23 protein-coding genes are annotated in these 16,912 nt (G+C 61.8%); 12 read left to right on the top strand and 11 right to left on the bottom strand.

Translation table 11 applies throughout. From position 1 onward, the window contains the following. Positions 1-449 precede the first annotated feature (449 nt). Positions 450-611 carry a hypothetical protein gene (locus B5526_RS38325; RefSeq protein WP_172841946.1) on the top strand — a complete coding sequence of 54 codons (162 nt, stop codon included), beginning with the start codon at positions 450-452 and terminating at the stop codon, positions 609-611. Between the two features lie 42 nt (positions 612-653). Beyond that, positions 654-1,043, top strand: coding sequence for a hypothetical protein (locus tag B5526_RS01635; RefSeq protein WP_079536349.1), 390 nt, complete (start codon positions 654-656; stop codon positions 1,041-1,043). A gap of 70 nt (positions 1,044-1,113) precedes the next feature. Here B5526_RS01635 and B5526_RS01630 read toward each other — a convergent pair whose 3' ends face one another. Beyond that, positions 1,114-1,368 (bottom strand): DUF6719 family protein, encoded by a 255-nt coding sequence (locus B5526_RS01630; RefSeq protein WP_079544614.1) that lies wholly within the window; start codon positions 1,366-1,368, stop codon positions 1,114-1,116. Between the two features lie 88 nt (positions 1,369-1,456). On the opposite strand from B5526_RS01630, the gene B5526_RS01625 reads away from it, so the two are divergent. After that, positions 1,457-2,737 carry an ArgE/DapE family deacylase gene (locus B5526_RS01625; protein ID WP_079544613.1) on the top strand — a complete coding sequence of 427 codons (1,281 nt, stop codon included), beginning with the start codon at positions 1,457-1,459 and terminating at the stop codon, positions 2,735-2,737. Positions 2,738-2,848: 111 nt separating this feature from the next. Here B5526_RS01625 and B5526_RS01620 read toward each other — a convergent pair whose 3' ends face one another. Beyond that, positions 2,849-3,631 (bottom strand): cobalamin-binding protein, encoded by a 783-nt coding sequence (locus tag B5526_RS01620; RefSeq protein ID WP_079536348.1) that lies wholly within the window; start codon positions 3,629-3,631, stop codon positions 2,849-2,851. Positions 3,632-3,845: 214 nt separating this feature from the next. Here B5526_RS01620 and B5526_RS01615 point away from each other — a divergent pair, with 214 nt between their 5' ends. Beyond that, positions 3,846-4,244, top strand: coding sequence for a PaaI family thioesterase (locus B5526_RS01615; protein WP_079536346.1), 399 nt, complete (start codon positions 3,846-3,848; stop codon positions 4,242-4,244). 22 nt (positions 4,245-4,266) lie between these two features. On the opposite strand, the gene B5526_RS01610 is transcribed toward B5526_RS01615, so the two are convergent. The 3 genes from B5526_RS01610 to B5526_RS01600 all read right to left on the bottom strand — a co-directional run bounded on the left by B5526_RS01610 (position 4,267) and on the right by B5526_RS01600 (position 7,439). Further along, a complete protein-coding gene (locus tag B5526_RS01610) occupies positions 4,267-5,316 on the bottom strand; it encodes a phenylacetaldoxime dehydratase family protein (RefSeq protein ID WP_079536344.1) in 1,050 nt (349 codons plus the stop codon). A gap of 24 nt (positions 5,317-5,340) precedes the next feature. Further along, positions 5,341-6,354, bottom strand: coding sequence for a carbon-nitrogen hydrolase family protein (locus B5526_RS01605; protein ID WP_079544612.1), 1,014 nt, complete (start codon positions 6,352-6,354; stop codon positions 5,341-5,343). A gap of 131 nt (positions 6,355-6,485) precedes the next feature. Beyond that, on the bottom strand, positions 6,486-7,439 hold the full coding sequence (locus B5526_RS01600; RefSeq protein ID WP_244562172.1) for a helix-turn-helix domain-containing protein: 954 nt from the start codon (positions 7,437-7,439) through the stop codon (positions 6,486-6,488). Between the two features lie 243 nt (positions 7,440-7,682). On the opposite strand from B5526_RS01600, the gene B5526_RS01595 reads away from it, so the two are divergent. Beyond that, entirely contained in the window at positions 7,683-8,315 is a 633-nt protein-coding gene (locus B5526_RS01595; RefSeq protein ID WP_154071080.1) for a GNAT family N-acetyltransferase, read from the top strand. Between the two features lie 62 nt (positions 8,316-8,377). Here B5526_RS01595 and B5526_RS01590 read toward each other — a convergent pair whose 3' ends face one another. The 3 genes from B5526_RS01590 to B5526_RS01580 form a co-directional block, all read right to left on the bottom strand. Further along, complete coding sequence (locus tag B5526_RS01590; RefSeq protein ID WP_079536341.1) at positions 8,378-8,680, bottom strand: hypothetical protein; 303 nt, start codon at positions 8,678-8,680, stop codon at positions 8,378-8,380. Positions 8,681-8,772: 92 nt separating this feature from the next. Then, a complete protein-coding gene (locus B5526_RS01585; RefSeq protein ID WP_079536340.1) occupies positions 8,773-9,072 on the bottom strand; it encodes a putative quinol monooxygenase in 300 nt (99 codons plus the stop codon). Between the two features lie 22 nt (positions 9,073-9,094). Beyond that, positions 9,095-9,781 (bottom strand): DUF2161 domain-containing phosphodiesterase, encoded by a 687-nt coding sequence (locus B5526_RS01580; protein WP_079536339.1) that lies wholly within the window; start codon positions 9,779-9,781, stop codon positions 9,095-9,097. A 138-nt stretch (positions 9,782-9,919) separates the two neighbouring features. Here B5526_RS01580 and B5526_RS01575 point away from each other — a divergent pair, with 138 nt between their 5' ends. Together B5526_RS01575 and B5526_RS01570 are read left to right on the top strand one after the other, a co-directional pair. Then, positions 9,920-10,267, top strand: a complete 348-nt coding sequence (locus B5526_RS01575; protein ID WP_079536337.1) for a hypothetical protein — start codon at positions 9,920-9,922, stop codon at positions 10,265-10,267. A gap of 98 nt (positions 10,268-10,365) precedes the next feature. Continuing rightward, positions 10,366-11,073: a hypothetical protein gene (locus B5526_RS01570; RefSeq protein WP_079536336.1), complete on the top strand. Its 708-nt coding sequence runs from the start codon at positions 10,366-10,368 to the stop codon at positions 11,071-11,073. Positions 11,074-11,076: 3 nt separating this feature from the next. Here the strand turns inward: B5526_RS01570 and B5526_RS01565 are convergent, their stop codons facing one another. Continuing rightward, entirely contained in the window at positions 11,077-11,757 is a 681-nt protein-coding gene (locus B5526_RS01565; protein ID WP_079536334.1) for an SDR family oxidoreductase, read from the bottom strand. A gap of 130 nt (positions 11,758-11,887) precedes the next feature. Here B5526_RS01565 and B5526_RS01560 point away from each other — a divergent pair, with 130 nt between their 5' ends. After that, positions 11,888-12,598 (top strand): SGNH/GDSL hydrolase family protein, encoded by a 711-nt coding sequence (locus B5526_RS01560; RefSeq protein ID WP_079536332.1) that lies wholly within the window; start codon positions 11,888-11,890, stop codon positions 12,596-12,598. 110 nt (positions 12,599-12,708) lie between these two features. Further along, a complete protein-coding gene (locus B5526_RS01555) occupies positions 12,709-12,906 on the top strand; it encodes a hypothetical protein (RefSeq protein WP_244562171.1) in 198 nt (65 codons plus the stop codon). A 37-nt stretch (positions 12,907-12,943) separates the two neighbouring features. Here the strand turns inward: B5526_RS01555 and B5526_RS01550 are convergent, their stop codons facing one another. After that, positions 12,944-13,702 (bottom strand): tyrosine-protein phosphatase, encoded by a 759-nt coding sequence (locus tag B5526_RS01550; RefSeq protein ID WP_079536330.1) that lies wholly within the window; start codon positions 13,700-13,702, stop codon positions 12,944-12,946. Between the two features lie 96 nt (positions 13,703-13,798). Here B5526_RS01550 and B5526_RS01545 point away from each other — a divergent pair, with 96 nt between their 5' ends. Next, positions 13,799-14,113: an MliC family protein gene (locus B5526_RS01545; RefSeq protein ID WP_079536328.1), complete on the top strand. Its 315-nt coding sequence runs from the start codon at positions 13,799-13,801 to the stop codon at positions 14,111-14,113. A 94-nt stretch (positions 14,114-14,207) separates the two neighbouring features. Here B5526_RS01545 and B5526_RS01540 read toward each other — a convergent pair whose 3' ends face one another. Further along, positions 14,208-14,420 (bottom strand): DUF2735 domain-containing protein, encoded by a 213-nt coding sequence (locus tag B5526_RS01540; protein ID WP_433994616.1) that lies wholly within the window; start codon positions 14,418-14,420, stop codon positions 14,208-14,210. A 560-nt stretch (positions 14,421-14,980) separates the two neighbouring features. On the opposite strand from B5526_RS01540, the gene B5526_RS01535 reads away from it, so the two are divergent. Together B5526_RS01535 and B5526_RS01530 are read left to right on the top strand one after the other, a co-directional pair. Continuing rightward, positions 14,981-16,018 carry a glutamine synthetase beta-grasp domain-containing protein gene (locus B5526_RS01535; RefSeq protein WP_079536325.1) on the top strand — a complete coding sequence of 346 codons (1,038 nt, stop codon included), beginning with the start codon at positions 14,981-14,983 and terminating at the stop codon, positions 16,016-16,018. A gap of 180 nt (positions 16,019-16,198) precedes the next feature. Further along, the gene (locus B5526_RS01530; protein WP_079536323.1) at positions 16,199-16,885 is read left to right on the top strand and encodes a substrate-binding domain-containing protein; all 687 of its coding nucleotides are present in this window, start codon (positions 16,199-16,201) and stop codon (positions 16,883-16,885) included. Positions 16,886-16,912 lie beyond the last annotated feature (27 nt).

Raw genomic sequence — 16,912 nt, 5'->3', positions numbered from 1 at the left:
TAAACGCGCGACAGCCTAGAATGGTTGCACGCAGTCTGATTTGTCGGCCGCCGCGACGCTTCGGTTCACGGGCGTCGAGCGGTTCGAGCCGCTTCTCCACCAGATAAAGGTTAAAAAGTGGTCCATTGCATGGAAACGGCTGATGCTTGCGGATATTTCGCCCTTCGACAAAGGTCAGTGCAGTTGTCCAATGCGCGTTGGATGGTCCGAGAAGGGCCGCGCTAGGCCACTGAACGACCTCTCGGTCAGTGGCCTACGGTCAGATCGGTTGTCTGAAATCATTGATGTTTTCGTAATTCTGTTTCGTCGGACCGCTGCCGACGAAACAATTCTCCCGCCCGACGAAACCATTTCCCGCTTTGGCGCAGACGTCCGGAAACAACGGATGATTATCAATCCCGGCAACAAAAACGGCGGGCAGCGCCGGTATTCAAACCGGAGAGAGTCAAATGCGGAATTTGAGCTTCATCCTCGCCTTCGCTTTCCTGCTCGCGGGCCCCTCGATCGCCGGTTCTGCGGATACCAGCCTGCCGGGCGTCGGCACCTTTGCCTATAGCGGCTCGCCGATCGCTTCGCCGGCGCCCCAGGCTCTCGTGGTTGCCGCCCGTTAAGGCGCAATTGATCTCTGACATTGGTTGCTCGTAAGGCGGTTCATGTTGTTTCGTATCAGTGCTGCAGCTTTTATCGCGTGCTGTCTTCTCGGCGGTTCGGCTCAGGCCCAGGTCGAGCAGATTGAGCCCGTACAATTCCGGTCATTGAAGAGCATGCCCGATCCACGCGCGGAGTTCGTGCGGCAGTGCGTGCCTCATATGATGGGACGCTGGGCGCATCCCGAATCCGTTTGCGACTGCCTGCATGACTATGCGGCCGCCGCCGTCGAAGATGACGATCTTCGCGAAGCGCTGCTCCGCGGCATCAGCGAAACCGGCGTGCCGACCATCGAAACCGAATGGGTGCCGGCATCGAAACAATCTGAGATCGGCGCAACCTTTACCAAGATTGCGAAGCCGACGCTGCAATGCATGTTTGAGCCGCTGAACTAGGCTCGCTCCCCCCGAATTTCGAAATCCTGGTTTGGCTGGCAGCGGCGCCCACGGGCGTCGCCGCGCTCGCTTACCTCTTCGTGCGTGGAACGCAATTTACCGCCCGAAGGATTCCGTTCGCGGTCATCCGCGCGCCCGAGACTTCCTTGATCTGGCCGGCGGGGCACGATCCGTCATCGACCTGGATTCGTTGTCCGAGCCGCAAGTTCACGGTGTCCTGCTCGCGCGACACCTGTTCCGCCATTACCGGGGTTGCGAGCACCAGCGGCGCGCAACCGCAGAGCGCGCCGACCACGAGATGCAGAATATTGCGGTTGCCTTGCATCTGTGTCTCCATGGGGCGCGAAATCTCGCCCGCGAAGTTTATTGGCGGGCGGGTGATTCTGAAAGCGACAACAGGAAAACCGACTGCAATGAACGCCATCGATACCAAGCAAAAAATCCTCGACGCCGTCGATGCCGGTTTCGACGCGCAGCTTGCGACCACGCGCGATTTCGTTGCCATTCCCTCGACCCGCGGCGCCGAAGGGCCGTGCCAGGACATGATCGGCGATCTCTTGCGGCAGCGCGGCTACGAGGTCGACGACTGGCATATCGATGTCGACGACTTGAAAGATTTGCGCGGTTTTGGGCCGATCGAGCATGATTTTTCCAAGGCGCGCACGGTCGTCGGCACTTACCGGCCTTCGACCAATGCCGGTCGGTCGCTGATCCTGCAGGGACATTGTGATGTGGTGCCGACCGGACCGCTCGAGATGTGGGAGACGCCGCCGTTTTCGCCGGTCATCAAAGACGGCAAGATGTACGGCCGCGGCGCCTGCGACATGAAGTCCGGCACCATCGGCGCGCTCTATGCGCTCGACGCGATCAAGGCGGCGGGATTGAAGCCGACCGCACGGATCCACTTCCAGTCCGTGATCGAGGAGGAGAGCACCGGCGTCGGCGCGCTCTCGACCTTGCAGCGCGGCTACCGCGCCGATGCGTGTCTCATTCCCGAGCCGACATCCGGCAAGATGGTGCGCTCGCAGGTTGGCGTGATCTGGTTTCGCCTGAAAGTACGCGGCCATCCCGTGCACGTGTTCGAGGCAGGCTCAGGCGCCAACGCGATCACCGCGGCCTACCATCTGATCGAGGCGCTGCAAAAGCTCGAGATCGAATGGAACGAGCGCGCGAAAAGCGATCGCTACTTCAAGGCGCTCACGCATCCGATCAATTTCAATCCGGGCATCATCAAGGGCGGCGACTGGGCCTCCAGCGTGCCGGCGTGGTGCGACGTCGATTGCCGGATCGCGATCCTGCCCGGCTGGTCGGTCGCCGATTGCCAGGCCGAGATTCGCAGTTGCGTCTCGGCCGCCGCGCGCGATCATCGCTTCCTCTCCAACAATCCGCCCGAGGTCGAATGGTCCGGCTTTCTGTCCGAGGGCTATGAATTGAAGGATTCGGCTGAAGCCGAAGCCGCGTTCGGCAAGGCATTTGCGGCGGTCTATGGCGGCGCGGTACAGGATCTCGTCTTCACCGCGCTTACCGATACGCGGTTTTATGGCTTGAACTACAACATTCCGAGCCTGTGTTTCGGTGCGAGCGGCGCGGCCATGCACGGCTTCAATGAATATGTCGATCTCGACTCGCTGCGCAAATCGACCAAGGCGACCGCGCTGTTCATCGCCGAATGGTGCGGGGTGGAGAAGGTGTAAGACCCTCATGGTGAGGAGCGCGCCTTGCGCGCGTCTCGAACCACGAGGCCACGGGTCTATCCTCATCCTTCGAGACGCGGCCAAGTGGCCGCTCCTCAGGATGAGGATTATTCAAGCAGGCCACAACGCCGTGACAATCGCATCCAGCCCGTCCGTCAGCGCGGCGGGACCGGGCTGCAGGATCAGCGTCGATTTTATCTCGATGATTCGGTCGTTGCGGACAGCGGGAATTTCGTTCCAGCCCGGCCGCTTCCTGATCTTGTCGGGCACGACCTTCTTGCCGCACCACGACGCCAGGATCACATCGGGCGCAGCGGCGCGCACAACGTCGGGCAAAATAATGCGATCCTTGGCGGCCTGTTGAAACCGCAGTCTTGGCAGGATGTCTTCGCCGCCCGCGATCTCGATCAGTTCGGAAACCCAGCCGATGCCGGAGATCAGCGGATCGTCCCATTCCTCGAAATAGACCTTTGGCTTTGCCGCGGGCCGCGCAATGGACGCGATGCCGGCGAGGCGCATCTCATAGCTGGCCGCGAGCTGATCGGCGCGCTCGGCCGCCCCGACCAGCGCGCCGACGGTGCGGATCATCGAAAGGATGCCCGCGATGTCGCGCTGGTTGAAGACATGGATGTCGACGCCGGCGCGCACCAGGTCGGCGACGATATCCGCCTGCAAATCCGAGAAAGCGAGAGCGAGGTCCGGCTCGAGCGCGAGAATTTTCGGAATATCGGCCGAGATAAAGGCCGATACCCGCGGCTTTTCGCGCCGGACCTGCGGCGGTCGCACCGCGTAGCCGGAAACGCCGACGATCCGGTCCTGCTCGCCAAGCAGATACAGCGTCTCGACGGTTTCTTCCGTGAGACATACGATCCGGCGGGGAGGGAACTGGCGCATGGCGAGAGGGTGGCCGATAATAAATCGCCTGTCACGGCCGGAGAACGTCATTACCGGCCTTACCTCGCAGGTAATCGTTTCAAGAACGTCTTCGCGATAAGACGTCATTCCGGGGCGATGCGAAGCATCGAACCCGGAATCTCGAGATTCCGGGTCTGGTCCTTCGGACCATCCCGGAATGACGCCGTAGGGAAGAGCTGGAGGATCGCCGATCATGACGCCACTCGAAAAAGTGAATTCGATGAAAATGCCTTTTGCGGAGCTGAAAGGCGTGACTTTCACCGAAGCCGACAAAGATCGCGTGGTGGCAAGGATGCTGGTGCGGCCGGATCTCTGCACCCTCGGCCACACCATTCATGGCGGCGCCATCATGGCGCTGGCGGATTCGGTCGGCGCTGCGGCGACGGTGATAAATTTGCCCGAGGATGCCAAGGGCACCACAACGATCGAAAGCAAGACCAATTTCATCGGCGGTGCGAAAGAGGGCATGACCGTCGTCGCCACCGCGACGCCGGTGCATCGGGGCCGGCGCACCCAGGTCTGGCAAACCCGGCTGGAGACGGAGGAGGGCCGCCTGGTTGCCATCGTCACGCAAACACAGATGGTGTTGTAACGAGCAGGCGCGCGGATCGTGGTTACGCCGTGTCGGCCCTCTGCACCGCATTCAACATTCCGGTTTGTGGATGACAGTCGAAATATTCGAAAAACGCTTCATCGGTGCGTGCGACGGTGACCTCATGATAAAGCCGTAACTTCGCGGCCGGCCCTAGCGTCGACAGATATTTCATCGCCGCGCCAAAAATCCTGACATGGGTCGGATGCGATTCAGCCCAACGCTCCAGCGCCGCCAGGCTTTTCCACCAGCTCATGCCGTAGGACTTTTCGATTGGCCGGCCGTCGGGCGCGGTCACCGTCATGTAACGGTTGGCATAACAACCGATCGAGCGGCCTTCATCGCGCAAAAAGTCCATGCCTTCCCTCAAGACCGGCTCGACGTCCCCGAGATACATATTGCGCTCTGATGCTTCCGTATCGACCCAATCCTGACCAGAGCGGATCAAGCATAAATTGTCGTGCGGGATGACGCGGATGCGCGCGCCGTCACGAATGGCGCGGGCCGCGCCCGCGGGCGCCAACTCGCTGGTCTGCGACAACGGGATGCGATCGCGCATGCCGCCCCAATAGGCATGCTCCTGGACTTCACCGCTCATGCCGTCGGCAAGAACGGCAATGCCTTCTGGCCTTCCTAACGAGGAGAACAGGGTTTCGTAGCCTTCGACGGATGGATAGAGCACCTCGATGAACGTGCCGACACCGTCCAAGGCGCGCCGGTCGCCGGTCCAGCCGTCGCGTGCCGTCGGAAACCAGCCATCGAACTTTGCGCGGTCGTCCCAATACGCAACCGTCACGATATTGCTAAAACCGGCTTCGTCGATATAGCGCGCCCGATCCCAATGCGTTGGGCCAGCATCGGACTCGAAACAGGTGGTGATCCACGCCAGCGCCTCGCCCGCGGCTTTCGAAGAGGCATCGCGGGCCTGGACGCCGAAATAGGCCATCACGACCCGCGCAACGCCAGGCTTGTGGCGCGCCACGAACGACGGATAGGGCGGCGCGTAGTCGTCAGGAATGCGGCGGTGGCGCGTGCGGGTGGTTCGAAGATGCTCCGGGATCGCGGATTCCATGGCGGGCTCCTCTTGAGGTTGTCGTCAGGCCTGCAGCCTTATTTCGCTCATGACCTCCGCATCGACGGGAAGCGTAAAATGTTCAACGCGGTTGGCGCGGGAGGAGTTGAGCAGGAGCCGCGTGACGTCCGGCCTGGAATAGTGTCCGGCGGGATCGGCGGCATTCTTCGCCACGCCGATCATGCCGAGATCGATATCGGCATACAGAATGCCTTCCTGATCCGGCGGAAGTTTTTCGGCAAGCGAACTACCGTCCGGCCCATAGATCACCGCATGGCCGCCGCCGGCGTGCAGGAATGCGTGTTTCTCAGGGCTGTCGCAGAGCTCGTCGATCATGGCTTGCGAGACCACCGCGCAGGGGCCGAGGAAGAAACATGAGCCCTCAACGGCGTAGACCTTGCTTGCAGCGTTGTTGACCTCGGAGCCCAGCGCATGCGCGAACGGGTCGTAAAGCGAGAAGCTCGGCCAGGCGCCGACGTGAACCTGCTCGTTCTGTGCGTACATCGCGTATTTCGATAGCGGCTGCAGATGCTCCCAGCAGCACAATGCGCCGAGCCGTCCGACGTCGGCGCGATCATGGACGGCGAGGTCGCTGCCGTCGCCCTCGCCGAACACGGTGCGTTCGGCATGGGTCGGCCGCAGCTTGCGCCGCTTGGCGATGGTCTCGCCGTCGGGGCCGATCAGCCACTGCGCGATGTACAGGCTGCCGCCTTCGCGTTCGGACAGGCCGATGACTGCGGTTAACTTGGCGCGCTTCACGGCCTTGCGGATCTTTTCGGCCTCTGGGCCGTCGTACGAAAGCGAATTGTCAAAATAGCGCTGCACGAAGCCACGGCCGATCGCCCAGGCGGGAGCGCCGAGCCAGATCTGCCACGGATATCCGGGGATGAAGGTTTCGGGAAACGCGATCAGCTTCGCGCCCTCGGCTGCGGCCTGCTCGATCAGGGCGATCGTTTTGTCGACGGTCGCATCGAGATCGAGCCAAACCGGCGCCGCCTGAACCACCGCAACCCTGTATTTCTGATGAACAAGACCCATCGAAATCATCCTTTCGCAATCAGGAGACAGGAGACCACTGGCCCGAAGCCTACAGCGATGTGCCGCCGCGCCGCTTGTCCGCGGCGGAACGAAAACTTGTCGTAACTGGCAAAGGAGCCGGGGGCGCCCGACTATGGCGTCGGGTGCTCGCGCCATTCGCGCGGCGCGACGCCGAACCTTTGCTTGAAGATGCGGCTGAAATGAGCGAGGTCGTTAAAACCCCACGCGAATGCGATATCGCTGACATGCCGGGCCGCGTGGGCGGGGTCGGCCAGATCGCGCTTGCATCGCTCAAGACGCTGCATCTGGACGTAGCTGCGGAACGAGGTCTGTTCGGCGGCGATCAGATCGCTGGCGTAGCGCGGCGAGATGCCGAGTGCCGCGGCAGCCCGCGGCATCGAGAGTTCGGGATCGCGCAGATGGCTGAGGATGTAGTTCTTGAGACGATAAAGCAGCGCCGATCTGTGAAACGACTGGTCATGCGAATGCTGATGCATCCGGTCGGCGAAGACCATTGCGATGAGATCGAGCCCCTGGTCCATCAATCGATTGGCCGTGGCCGGATCGACCTGGTCGATGGTCCTGCTCAAGCCGATCAGGAATTCATAGGCCAGTCGTTCGAGGGGACGATTTGCGGAGAACGTGGTCGCCGTTAGCGCGTTGAACGCGCCGATGCGCTGATGCAGAAGTTTTCGCGGCATCTGAAAGATGGTCTGCGAAAAGCCCTCGTCGAAGCGCAACTCATAGGGCCGGGTGGTGTCGTAAATGACGAACTGGCCCGCGGATACGACGGCTTCGCGGCCGTCCTGGAACACGCCGTTGACGCCACTGTTGCCCAGGGCCACCAGCACGTAATCCTCGCTGGCGCGCGCGATCCTGGACGGCGTGCGGAACACCCGCTGGGCGCAGGAATCGACCCGCGTGCACGACACCGGCCCGATCGTCGACTGCGTAACCGCACCCCAGAACGAATCGTCCATGTCCGAGCGGCAATCGAGCCCGACAAAGGTGTCGCAGACGATGTCCTGCCAGACCGCAAGTCGGCGATCCGGAACCGAAGTACTCGTGTCGAGCACGACAGCCACGATGGAGCTCCAGGAATCCATGGCGCCAAAGTCTGGCGCCAATCCAGCGCTTGCAAGTAGCTTGCCGATCGGCACAGGCGTCAAGGAAATGTTAACGGCGCAGCGGTCCGAGGGGGCGTTAATGATGTCGAATAGTTGCCGTTATTTGAGGCGGAAAACGGCCTTGAATTTCGTGCTGCAATGCAATATCAGGGAACTAGGGATTCGACGCCTCCTCGAGGGATTTCCAAGAGGAGTTATGAAGTGAACTACCAAGACTCTACCCGTTCGGCGCCGGCCAAGGGCTACGTTCGGACACTGCGTCAGCAAGAAGAATTGCCGCTGTTGCGCGATCATCTGTTGCGGCTCGATCCGGAAAGCCGTCGCGATCGCTTCCATGGCTTCCTCGATGACAGTTTTATCGAACGCTATGCCGCGAAATGCGCGGAAGATGGCACCGTCATCATCGCCTATTTCGAAAACGGCGTGGTGCGCGGTGCGGCGGAACTGCATCCGCCGGATCAATCCCCGGATTCACTCCCCGAGATCGCTTTCAGCGTGGAGGCGAGCGTGCGCCGGCAGGGCGTCGGCAGCATCCTGTTCAAGAAGCTAATCGCGGAAGCCCGAGCCAAGGGTTACCGCTCCTTGCGGATCACGACCGGTGCGCAAAACCAGGCGATGCGGGCGCTCGCCCAGAAATTCGGCGCGAACCTGACCTTCCGTTACGGCGAATCCACCGGCAGCATTGATCTGACGCAGCAACCTCGGGCCGAATCCGCAAGCGTAGCCATCGCAACCCCGGCCGATGCGGCGCGCGCGATGATCAAATTCAATCGGATGTACTGGAAGCTTGTCCTGCAAATGTATGGCTTGGGCCAGACGGCCGAGCGGACCTGATAAAAAAATCGCGCTTTGCTGTCAGGCAAGGCGCGAATTCCAGCCGCTCGCCAAAGGCGCGGTTAGGTCCCGGTGCGTTTGTCGTTGCCGAACTTTCGGATCACCCGGCGCTCGACCACGACCGAGCGCTGCGCGCCTTGTTCGCCTGCGATAACCCGCGTCGTCGAGCGCGCCGACGTGCGCGCCATCTTCTTCACTTCCGCAGTCACGGCCTCGATCGGCAGCCCCATCAGCGACGCGGCGATCTCGGCCTGCTCATTCTGATCGTCGGTGATACCGATCGCGGCAAAAATTGCTTCATCCAGCGTCGGCGGATCGCGCCGGACGCGCCGCGTTCCATATTTCGTATTCCAGTCTTCGCTCATCGGGGCCTCTCGTTTGGTCCGGAATACCTAGAAGTCCTCATGTTGCATTGCAATATGAAATTGATATGGCAATCCAGCTATGCGTTCGCGAATTAAAAGTTTTCCACTCTTGTAGCGTCATAAATCTCGATCGTTGTTGCGGCCGCGGCGAGCGGCTGCAGCGCGCGGACGAACTGCCGCGACTCCGGCACCGCGAAATGGGCCAACAGCGCGGGGCGATCGGCCCATTGCTCGACGAACACCAGCCGCATCGGATTCTCGCAATCGACATGCACCGCGTGGGAGATGCATCCGGGCTCGCTGCGCGAACGACGGACATGTTCGAGGCTCAATCCGCGGACCTCGTCGAAACAATCTTCCTTCGCCGTCACGCTGCCGGTTACCACGATCATGGTGTCCTCCCGCGGCTTTCGTTCAAGGAATGGAATCGCCGGCGCTTGCAAAGGAGAGCGGTTGCTGCGGCCAGCGTTTCAGCGCAGCGCGTCCGGCATCGGTCAGCTGATAAATGCCACGCTCGGCGCGGTCGAACCAGCCATAGACGTTGTGCTGCAGGATTTTCGGGGCGTCGGGAATGGCGGGCTTGAGGTCGCGCACCCGCCGCGGACCCCGCGCCAGCGCCGCCGCGCAGGCCAGCGCCTGCTGCCTGTAGGCCGTCATGATCGGCGCGCGCGTGCTTCCGCCCAGCGCCGGATCGCCTTGGCGGCGCCGATGCTCGGCAACCAGGCGGGAACGCTTCTTCGGATCGCGGCGCGGGCTCGTGGTCGGCGGTTTGACGATGACCTCGACATCGCCGGTATTGGTCACCGCCAGCATGCCAAAGCCGAGCCGGCGGCACAGATTGCGATAGCGCGCGTCGCTCTCGCGGCCCTTGCCGCGTATCGACATCCTGGCGGCCAGCCAAACCTCGTCGCAGGCACCGGCGCGGTCGACAGCCTGCAGCACCAGCTCCAGATTGAATGAAAGTTTCAATTCGCCGATCACGACGATCGGGGGATCGTCGCCGCTCAGCGCCACCAGGTCGCAGCCGCCGACTTCGCCCTTGACCGTGAAGCCGAGCTTTTCCAGGAAGCGTTTGACGGGCAAATACAGCGCGGTTTCCAAGGGGGCCCCAATGTCAGGCGTGCGACTCAGTGTCCGAGTCTAGCCCGGATCGGCCCCGGCGGCGCCTGCAGTGTGATTTGATCAAACGACACCGGAACGGGTATCCTAGCGCTCGGGACAAAGACGGGCGCGACGAACGTGACGATCAGGAACGGCCTCTACCATATCACCGTAGAGATGCTCGACGGCGTCAAGGGCGGCAATCAGGGCGTCATGGTCGTGCGCGACGGGACGCTGCGCGGCGGCGATTCCTTCTTTTATGCCTATGGCACCTACACTTGCGCGAACGGCAAATGGAAGGGCGAGGTCACCAACCAGGAACACTCGCCGACCTTCGGCGCCCGTCCGATCTGGGAGCGCAAGGTCGTGACCATCGGATTTACCGGAACCTATACCGATGAGGGCGCCGAAACCGACGGCATCTCGCTCGCCGGCAAACAGAGCATTCGATTCAAATCGAAGCTGCGGTTATTGGTTCCGGACTGAACGGAGCGGGCGCCCGTTTTGCTTCACATTTGAGATGGGCCATTTGAGATAGGTTATTGAGAGACCAGAGGTTGCGGACCGAAAGGTCGCAGGTCGTAATGCTGAAGGGACTTTACAAGGTCGAGATGCATACGGTGCACGGTTCGCGCCGCGGCGTCCTCTATTGCTATGACGGCAAGATGATGGGCGGAAATTCGGCTTTCGGGTTCGTCGGCACCTACCATGAGACCGCTCAAGGTGAAGTATCGGCCGAGATGTCGACCATACGTCATAATAACGATCCGAATTTCCAGCCGCTCTTGAAGACCGATCACATCACGCTGTCGCTCACAGGCCGGCGGCAGGGCGAGCAATATCATTTTGAGGGCGGCACGCCGCAACTGCCCGGCGTTGCCTTCAACTCGGTGATGACGCCGATCAGCGAAGCGGCCGCGCCGCCCGTTCCGCCCTACAAGGAGGGCGGCATCCGCAACGGGCTCTACTCCATTCACATCCGGATGCTCGACGGCATCGACGGCGGCAACACCGGCGTCATGCTGCTGCACAATGGCCGCATTCGCGGCGGCGACGGCTTCTTCGATTATATCGGCGCCTACACGAGCGGCAATGGCCGGTGGAAAGGCGAACTCATCAATCACGAGCACACCCCGAACCAGGGAGAGCGGCCTGTATTCGGCGGCTACGAGGTCGGCATCGGCTTTTCCGGCACCTACACCGATGACGGCGCGGTCGGGGAAGCCACCGCGCTCGCCGGCAAGCGCAGCATCCGTTTCAGCGCGGTCTTGAAGAGGCTGGCCGAGGCGTGAGAGCTACACCCGCCCGCTTACCGGCAATAGCGCTCCCGTGACGCCGCTGGCGGCGTCGCTCGCAAGAAACAGGATTACGTTGGCGAGTTCCTGCGGCGTCACCCATTTCGTAAAATCCGCTTTCGGCATGCTGGCGCGATTGGCTGGAGTGTCGATGGTCGAGGGCAGCACCGCATTGACCGTGATCTTGCCTTTCCATTCGGCGGCGAGCGCCTCGGTCAGGCGGTGCACGCCGGCTTTGGATGCGGCGTAGGGGCCCATGCCGGCACCCGCCTGCAACGCGCCCATCGCGCCGATATTGACGATCCGCCCCGACGTGGAGGCAGCAAGATACGGCAGCGCCGACCGCGACGTATTCAGTGCGGTGAGCACGTTGAGCGCGTACATGCGCTGCCAGGTCTTTGGATCGCCCTCCGCGACGGTCTCGAACGCAAAGCCGCCGGCGATATTGATCAGCGCATCCAATCTGCCGAAGCGCGACGCGACGGCGTCGATCACCTTTTTGGCCTGCGCCGCATCCGAGAGATCGACGCCGCCGAGTTCTATTCGGGTCTCCGTTGGCGGTGTCTGCGACGCCGCGTGATCGACTCCGGCGACCTTGGCGCCTCGCGCCAGCGCCATCTCCGCAACCACCTTGCCGAGGGCGCCGAGGGCGCCGGTCACGACAACGACTTTTCCGTCCATGATTGCTCTCCGGGCCAGCGCATGAAAGTGTGCACACTATCGCCAGGCGAAATTCATTTGCAATGCTCCGAAAAATTGCGCCCAAATGAGGGTGCCAGCGTTAGATGGTTGTCACGAGCGGACGGTTCCAATGGTCGACAATTTTGCCTTCGCCGATCTCCCTGATGAAGTCATCGGCTTCAAGTACCCATTTCCGCGCCTGGCCGAAGCACTTCGAGGCAGTGGCCGGATCAAGATCATTGCGATGGGATCGTCGTCGACGGCGGGTAGGGGAGACGTCGTGCCTTATCCCTACCGGCTGGAGATGTATCTGAGGGCCGCCAGAAACAATCCGAATATCGATGTGCTCAACCGGGGAATAGGCGGCCAAGAAGCAGACAAGGAATTACTCCGCTTCCAAGCCGACATTTTCTCCGAAACACCGTTGCTGGTGATCTGGCAGGTCGGGACCAACGCGGTATTCCACAAGGAGGATTACAATATCGACGACATCGCCGACAAAATTGCCATCGGCCTGGATCAGCTGCGCGCCCACCCGCTCGACGTGATGCTGATCGATCCGCAATACGTCCCGGCGATGCTCCTCGACGACAGGGCCGGTCTCTCCGAACGCATGGTGTCACTGATATCGGCTGTGGCGGAGCGGATACGCGTCAATGTTTTTCACCGCTGGGCGCTGATGCGGCACTGGCACGTGCACAACAACATATCGTTCGAGCGGATGCTCGATCCGACCGACCCCGACAGGCTGCATCAGAGCGATGCAAGCACGCTCCGGCTTTCCAGAGGCTTGTGCGATACAATCATGAAGGCGGTCGCGGCGGCGCAAGGCGCCACTTAGGAATACGGATCGGGGCCGATCGCTAAAATTTGCCGGAGTTTTGTAAGCGGACGGCAGAATCAACGCGCTATAGGGAGTGGCGATTCAATCCAAGGGCTGGGAAAGCTATCATGAGACATCTGCCTGACCACGGTTTACCGCTTGTTCAGCTCAAGGAGCAGCGGCGGGATTTGGTTGTCGCGCTGCAGAATCGCGTCGGTCCGGTGAGCGGGTGGGAACTGATGCAGATCGCGGCGATCCAACAGGCGATCTCGGCGTTCGAGGACGTCATCGCCGATCTCGATGCCGAAATGGAAGCGGCGGCCTAAGCAGCTCTGCCCCGCTTCCCGAGATGCGGGGAGGCGTTCAGGATTCCAGATAGCGCGCCTGAAGCGTCGCGCGTTGGCGTTCGCCGACGCCCAACCCATCGCTGAAATAGTTTTCGAGATCGCCATAGTCGGCCCGGATAGCGTCATAGGCGGCGGCGAGGAAGGATGTCTCCACCGAGCCCAGTACCTGCCTGACATCGTCGGGAAGCTCGGAGCTCGCGGAGGGATCGCGGCGATAGAAGCGGTTGGTGAGCAGGTAATCCTCGGCGATCACCTCGTCGGGTACGCCTAGCACCTGCAGGATCAGCGCGCAGGCAAAGCCGGTACGATCCTTGCCGGCGGTGCAATGGATCACCAGCGGTGCACGGTCCTCGAGCAAATGCGTAAACAGCGCCCGGAAGCTTTGCGTGTTTTGATGCACGTAGTTGCGGTAGGAATCGCGCATCACATCTACCGCGTCGGTCGACGACAGCACGACGCCGTCGGAAGCGCGGGCCCGCAGCGCGGCGACCACGGTCGGCTCGATCGGCAGCGAATGAACCGCGATCTCCGATATCGCGCACAAAGCGGCGACGCGCTCCCCGGTGCCGCGAAAATCGAACGCGTTCTTCAGGCCAAGGCCGCGCAAAATCTCGATATCGGCTGATGTGACATGGCCGAGATGGTTGGAACGGAAGAGCTGCCGCCAGCGCACCCGGCGGCCGTCGCTCGCGGCGTAACCGCCGAGGTCGCGGAAATTGCTTGCGCCGGCGAGGTTGAGATGGCGGGCAGGCGGAGGGGCGGGTTGATCTGACATCGGCTTAGCTTAAGCCATCCTCTGCGGCGGAGAAATGACTGACGGGCGTGGCGGGCGGACGGGTCTCGTCTATACTAGCCGCTCGTGGGGGCAAAGATGAATTGGCGACAGCGTTCAATTTTCGGTGCGGCTTTACTTTTTGCCGGCATTGCGGCGGCGGGGTCATCGTCTGCTTTCGCCCAGACCTTCCAGAATTATCGCTGCGCCGATGGCACGCAGTTTATCGTCGGATTTTTCGCCTATGACCGGCGCGCCTTTCTGCAGATCGACGGCCAGGCGGTGACGCTCAACAGGCGCATCACGCTGTCGGGGGCGCGCTATTCGGGCGGCGGGATCACGTTAAACATCACCAAGACGGGCACCACGGTCAGGCACGCGAGAAGGCCGACGACGGCGTGCGCATTGACATGAAAAAGGGCCGGAACGCTGAGGTCCCGACCCTTTTTTAACTTTTGATATCCCACCCAAGACCCGCCACCCATCGGTATCGAGCTTGCGACTGGCATCAGCGCTCCCACGCCGGCTTGGATTCCTGCATTGCCGCCTGGATGGCCGCTTCGTGATACCAGCTGCCGCTAAGCGCCGCCTCGTTCACGCGCGACGAGCTTTGCTCGGCTGATTGCTTGGTCTCCTCATAGCGACGTCCGCCGAGAGCCGCGCGGCCCCCGGGAGGGAATTGGTAGATCTTTGCAGACCCGTGATTCAGACTCGTGTTCATGATCGTCTCTCCAATGTGTCGATGCGCATTAGACTCATGCTGCGCCCGACTCGTTCTCGACTGGTTACTGAAATCGATATCGTCGGTGCGCGTCGCCGGTGCAACCTGACCAAGGCAAAGTCATTTACTGTATAATTTCTAGGCAGTTCTGGTTTTGCACCCGGGGGAGCAGTCCCCGTCTGGCTAACGCGTGGGCCATCGCAGAGGTTGCCGGAGGCGGCTTGCTTTCTTGCCGATTGTTGCCGGCCGATGGCGCGGTTTTAATCGAAGCGATGGACCGGTCTGCCGAGTGCTGCGCAATCGGGCGTAGATAGGGGATAAGTCGCCTTGCCCGGGTGCCTGCCCGTGAGGCCCCCCGCGCGCCTTTGCCGCACCCCCAAACGCGAATCCGCGGCGGAGAGGCGGGGTGGATTTGCCGTCCGGTAGCGCTATCCCGCAACGCAGCGTTTGGCACCTTAATTGCTTAGAAAGAAATGGCCGATGGTGGCCGGGTACGCTTGTGGTGACCAATAAGCTTCGGTTTCCCACCTTTCGCATCATCAAACTATGAGAGAGGCTCAATGACAAAGTATAAGCTCGAGTATATCTGGCTCGACGGCTATACGCCGACACCGAATCTGCGCGGCAAAACGCAAATCAAGGAATTCGACGCATTTCCGACGCTCGAGCAGCTTCCGCTTTGGGGCTTCGACGGAAGCTCGACCATGCAGGCCGAGGGCCACAGCTCCGATTGCGTGCTCAAGCCGGTCGCTGTCTATCCGGACGGCGCGCGCACCAACGGCGCGCTGGTGATGTGCGAAGTGATGATGCCCGACGGCAAGACCCCGCATCCCACCAACAAGCGTGCCACCATTCTGGACGACGAAGGCGCCTGGTTCGGCTTCGAGCAGGAATATTTCATGTACAAGGACGGCCGTCCGCTCGGCTTTCCGACCAGCGGCTATCCCGCGCCGCAGGGACCGTATTACACCGGCGTCGGCTATTCGAACGTCGGCGCGGTCGCGCGCGAGATCGTCGACAAGCATCTCGACCTCTGCCTCGCCGCCGGCATCAACCACGAAGGCATCAACGCCGAGGTGGCGAAAGGCCAGTGGGAATTCCAGATCTTCGGCAAAGGCTCCAAGAAGGCCGCTGACGAAATGTGGATGGCCCGCTATCTGATGCAGCGGCTGACCGAGAAGTATGGCATTGACATCGAGTACCACTGCAAGCCGCTCGGCGACACCGACTGGAACGGCTCCGGCATGCACGCCAACTTCTCCACCAAGTACATGCGCGAAGTCGGCGGCAAGGAGTACTTCGAGAAGCTCATGGATGCCTTCAAGGCTAACCGCGCCGATCACATCGCGGTCTACGGCCCGGACAACCATTTGCGCCTGACCGGCAAGCACGAGACCGCTTCGATCGACACTTTCAGCTGGGGTATCGCCGACCGCGGCGCCTCGATCCGCGTTCCCCACAGCTTCGCCAACAACGGCTACAAGGGTTATCTGGAAGACCGCCGCCCGAACTCGCAAGGCGACCCCTACCAGATCGCTTCGCAGATCCTGAAGACGATTGCTTCCGTCCCGACCGCGGCCAAGGCGGCCGCGGCCTAAGCCTCGATAAGGCCTAGGGGCTGGGGCCTTCCAGGCTGCATCCTGATCCGCCAGAGCTTGAGCGCTTTGGCGGATCATTGCGTTTTGGAGACACCGCACGCCATTGCGCCGGCTTGCGCGTTTGCTAGAACGGACCGCGCTTGTGGGCGCAGCCTGCGGGGCCGCGGTAAGGGACGCGCGATGGAGAAGGTGGTTCGGGTGCTCTCGACGCTCGCGCTGAAGGGGGCGGTGCAAACCCTTGCCGGACCCTATCAGGCGGCCGGCGGCGCGCGCCTTGATGCGGATTTCGCGCCGACACTGGGATTGCTCGATCGACTGCGCGGTGGGGAGGAAGCCGACGTTGTCATCCTCACCCGCGAAGGGCTCGAAGGTCTCGCTGCGCAGGGAAGGGTGGTCGCCGCAAGTTGCGTCGATCTGGCAAGCTCTTACGTGGGCATTGCGGTAAAGGCCGGTGCGGTTCATCCCGATATCGCGAGCGTCGCCGCGCTTCGCGCGACGCTGCTTAATGCTCGCGCGGTCGCCTATTCGCGGATCGGCGCCAGCGGCATTTTCTTTGCGCAACTGATCGAGCGGATGGGGATCGCCTCCGAGATCAACGCCGGCGCGCGGATCGTGCCGTCGGGTTTGACCGCCGAACGGCTGGTGTCGGGCGAGGCGGATCTCGCCGTGCAGCAGCTCAGCGAATTGATGCAGGTCAGGGGCGTTGAAGTGGTCGGACCGATCCCGCGCGAATTGCAAACGCCCGCGGTGTTTTCCGCCGGGCGCCTTGCGGCCTCCGTAAGGGCGGTTCAGGCCGACGCGTTGTTGGCCTACCTCGCCTCGGCCGAAGTCGCTCCGGTGCTGCGCGCGGCCGGGCTCGAGCCTTGAATCCGCCCGTTCTTCGAAGCTAACCTT

Source organism: Bradyrhizobium lablabi, from assembly GCF_900141755.1.
Taxonomy (GTDB): Bacteria; Pseudomonadota; Alphaproteobacteria; order Rhizobiales; family Xanthobacteraceae; genus Bradyrhizobium; species Bradyrhizobium lablabi_A.
Note: the sequence above shows the minus strand (reverse complement) of the source record. Positions and strands in the feature narration are given on the sequence as shown.

What these genes read in the sequence shown, in the direction of transcription:
- B5526_RS38325 (WP_172841946.1), top strand. Translation starts at nt 450, where the DNA reads ATGCGGAATTTGAGCTTCATCCTCGCCTTCGCTTTCCTGCTCGCGGGC.
- B5526_RS01635 (WP_079536349.1), top strand. Translation starts at nt 654, where the DNA reads ATGTTGTTTCGTATCAGTGCTGCAGCTTTTATCGCGTGCTGTCTTCTC.
- B5526_RS01630 (WP_079544614.1), bottom strand. Translation starts at nt 1,368, where the DNA reads ATGCAAGGCAACCGCAATATTCTGCATCTCGTGGTCGGCGCGCTCTGC.
- B5526_RS01625 (WP_079544613.1), top strand. Translation starts at nt 1,457, where the DNA reads ATGAACGCCATCGATACCAAGCAAAAAATCCTCGACGCCGTCGATGCC.
- B5526_RS01620 (WP_079536348.1), bottom strand. Translation starts at nt 3,631, where the DNA reads ATGCGCCAGTTCCCTCCCCGCCGGATCGTATGTCTCACGGAAGAAACC.
- B5526_RS01615 (WP_079536346.1), top strand. Translation starts at nt 3,846, where the DNA reads ATGACGCCACTCGAAAAAGTGAATTCGATGAAAATGCCTTTTGCGGAG.
- B5526_RS01610 (WP_079536344.1), bottom strand. Translation starts at nt 5,316, where the DNA reads ATGGAATCCGCGATCCCGGAGCATCTTCGAACCACCCGCACGCGCCAC.
- B5526_RS01605 (WP_079544612.1), bottom strand. Translation starts at nt 6,354, where the DNA reads ATGGGTCTTGTTCATCAGAAATACAGGGTTGCGGTGGTTCAGGCGGCG.
- B5526_RS01590 (WP_079536341.1), bottom strand. Translation starts at nt 8,680, where the DNA reads ATGAGCGAAGACTGGAATACGAAATATGGAACGCGGCGCGTCCGGCGC.
- B5526_RS01585 (WP_079536340.1), bottom strand. Translation starts at nt 9,072, where the DNA reads ATGATCGTGGTAACCGGCAGCGTGACGGCGAAGGAAGATTGTTTCGAC.
- B5526_RS01570 (WP_079536336.1), top strand. Translation starts at nt 10,366, where the DNA reads ATGCTGAAGGGACTTTACAAGGTCGAGATGCATACGGTGCACGGTTCG.
- B5526_RS01565 (WP_079536334.1), bottom strand. Translation starts at nt 11,757, where the DNA reads ATGGACGGAAAAGTCGTTGTCGTGACCGGCGCCCTCGGCGCCCTCGGC.
- B5526_RS01560 (WP_079536332.1), top strand. Translation starts at nt 11,888, where the DNA reads ATGGTCGACAATTTTGCCTTCGCCGATCTCCCTGATGAAGTCATCGGC.
- B5526_RS01555 (WP_244562171.1), top strand. Translation starts at nt 12,709, where the DNA reads ATGAGACATCTGCCTGACCACGGTTTACCGCTTGTTCAGCTCAAGGAG.
- B5526_RS01550 (WP_079536330.1), bottom strand. Translation starts at nt 13,702, where the DNA reads ATGTCAGATCAACCCGCCCCTCCGCCTGCCCGCCATCTCAACCTCGCC.
- B5526_RS01545 (WP_079536328.1), top strand. Translation starts at nt 13,799, where the DNA reads ATGAATTGGCGACAGCGTTCAATTTTCGGTGCGGCTTTACTTTTTGCC.
- B5526_RS01540 (WP_433994616.1), bottom strand. Translation starts at nt 14,420, where the DNA reads ATGAACACGAGTCTGAATCACGGGTCTGCAAAGATCTACCAATTCCCT.
- B5526_RS01535 (WP_079536325.1), top strand. Translation starts at nt 14,981, where the DNA reads ATGACAAAGTATAAGCTCGAGTATATCTGGCTCGACGGCTATACGCCG.
- B5526_RS01530 (WP_079536323.1), top strand. Translation starts at nt 16,199, where the DNA reads ATGGAGAAGGTGGTTCGGGTGCTCTCGACGCTCGCGCTGAAGGGGGCG.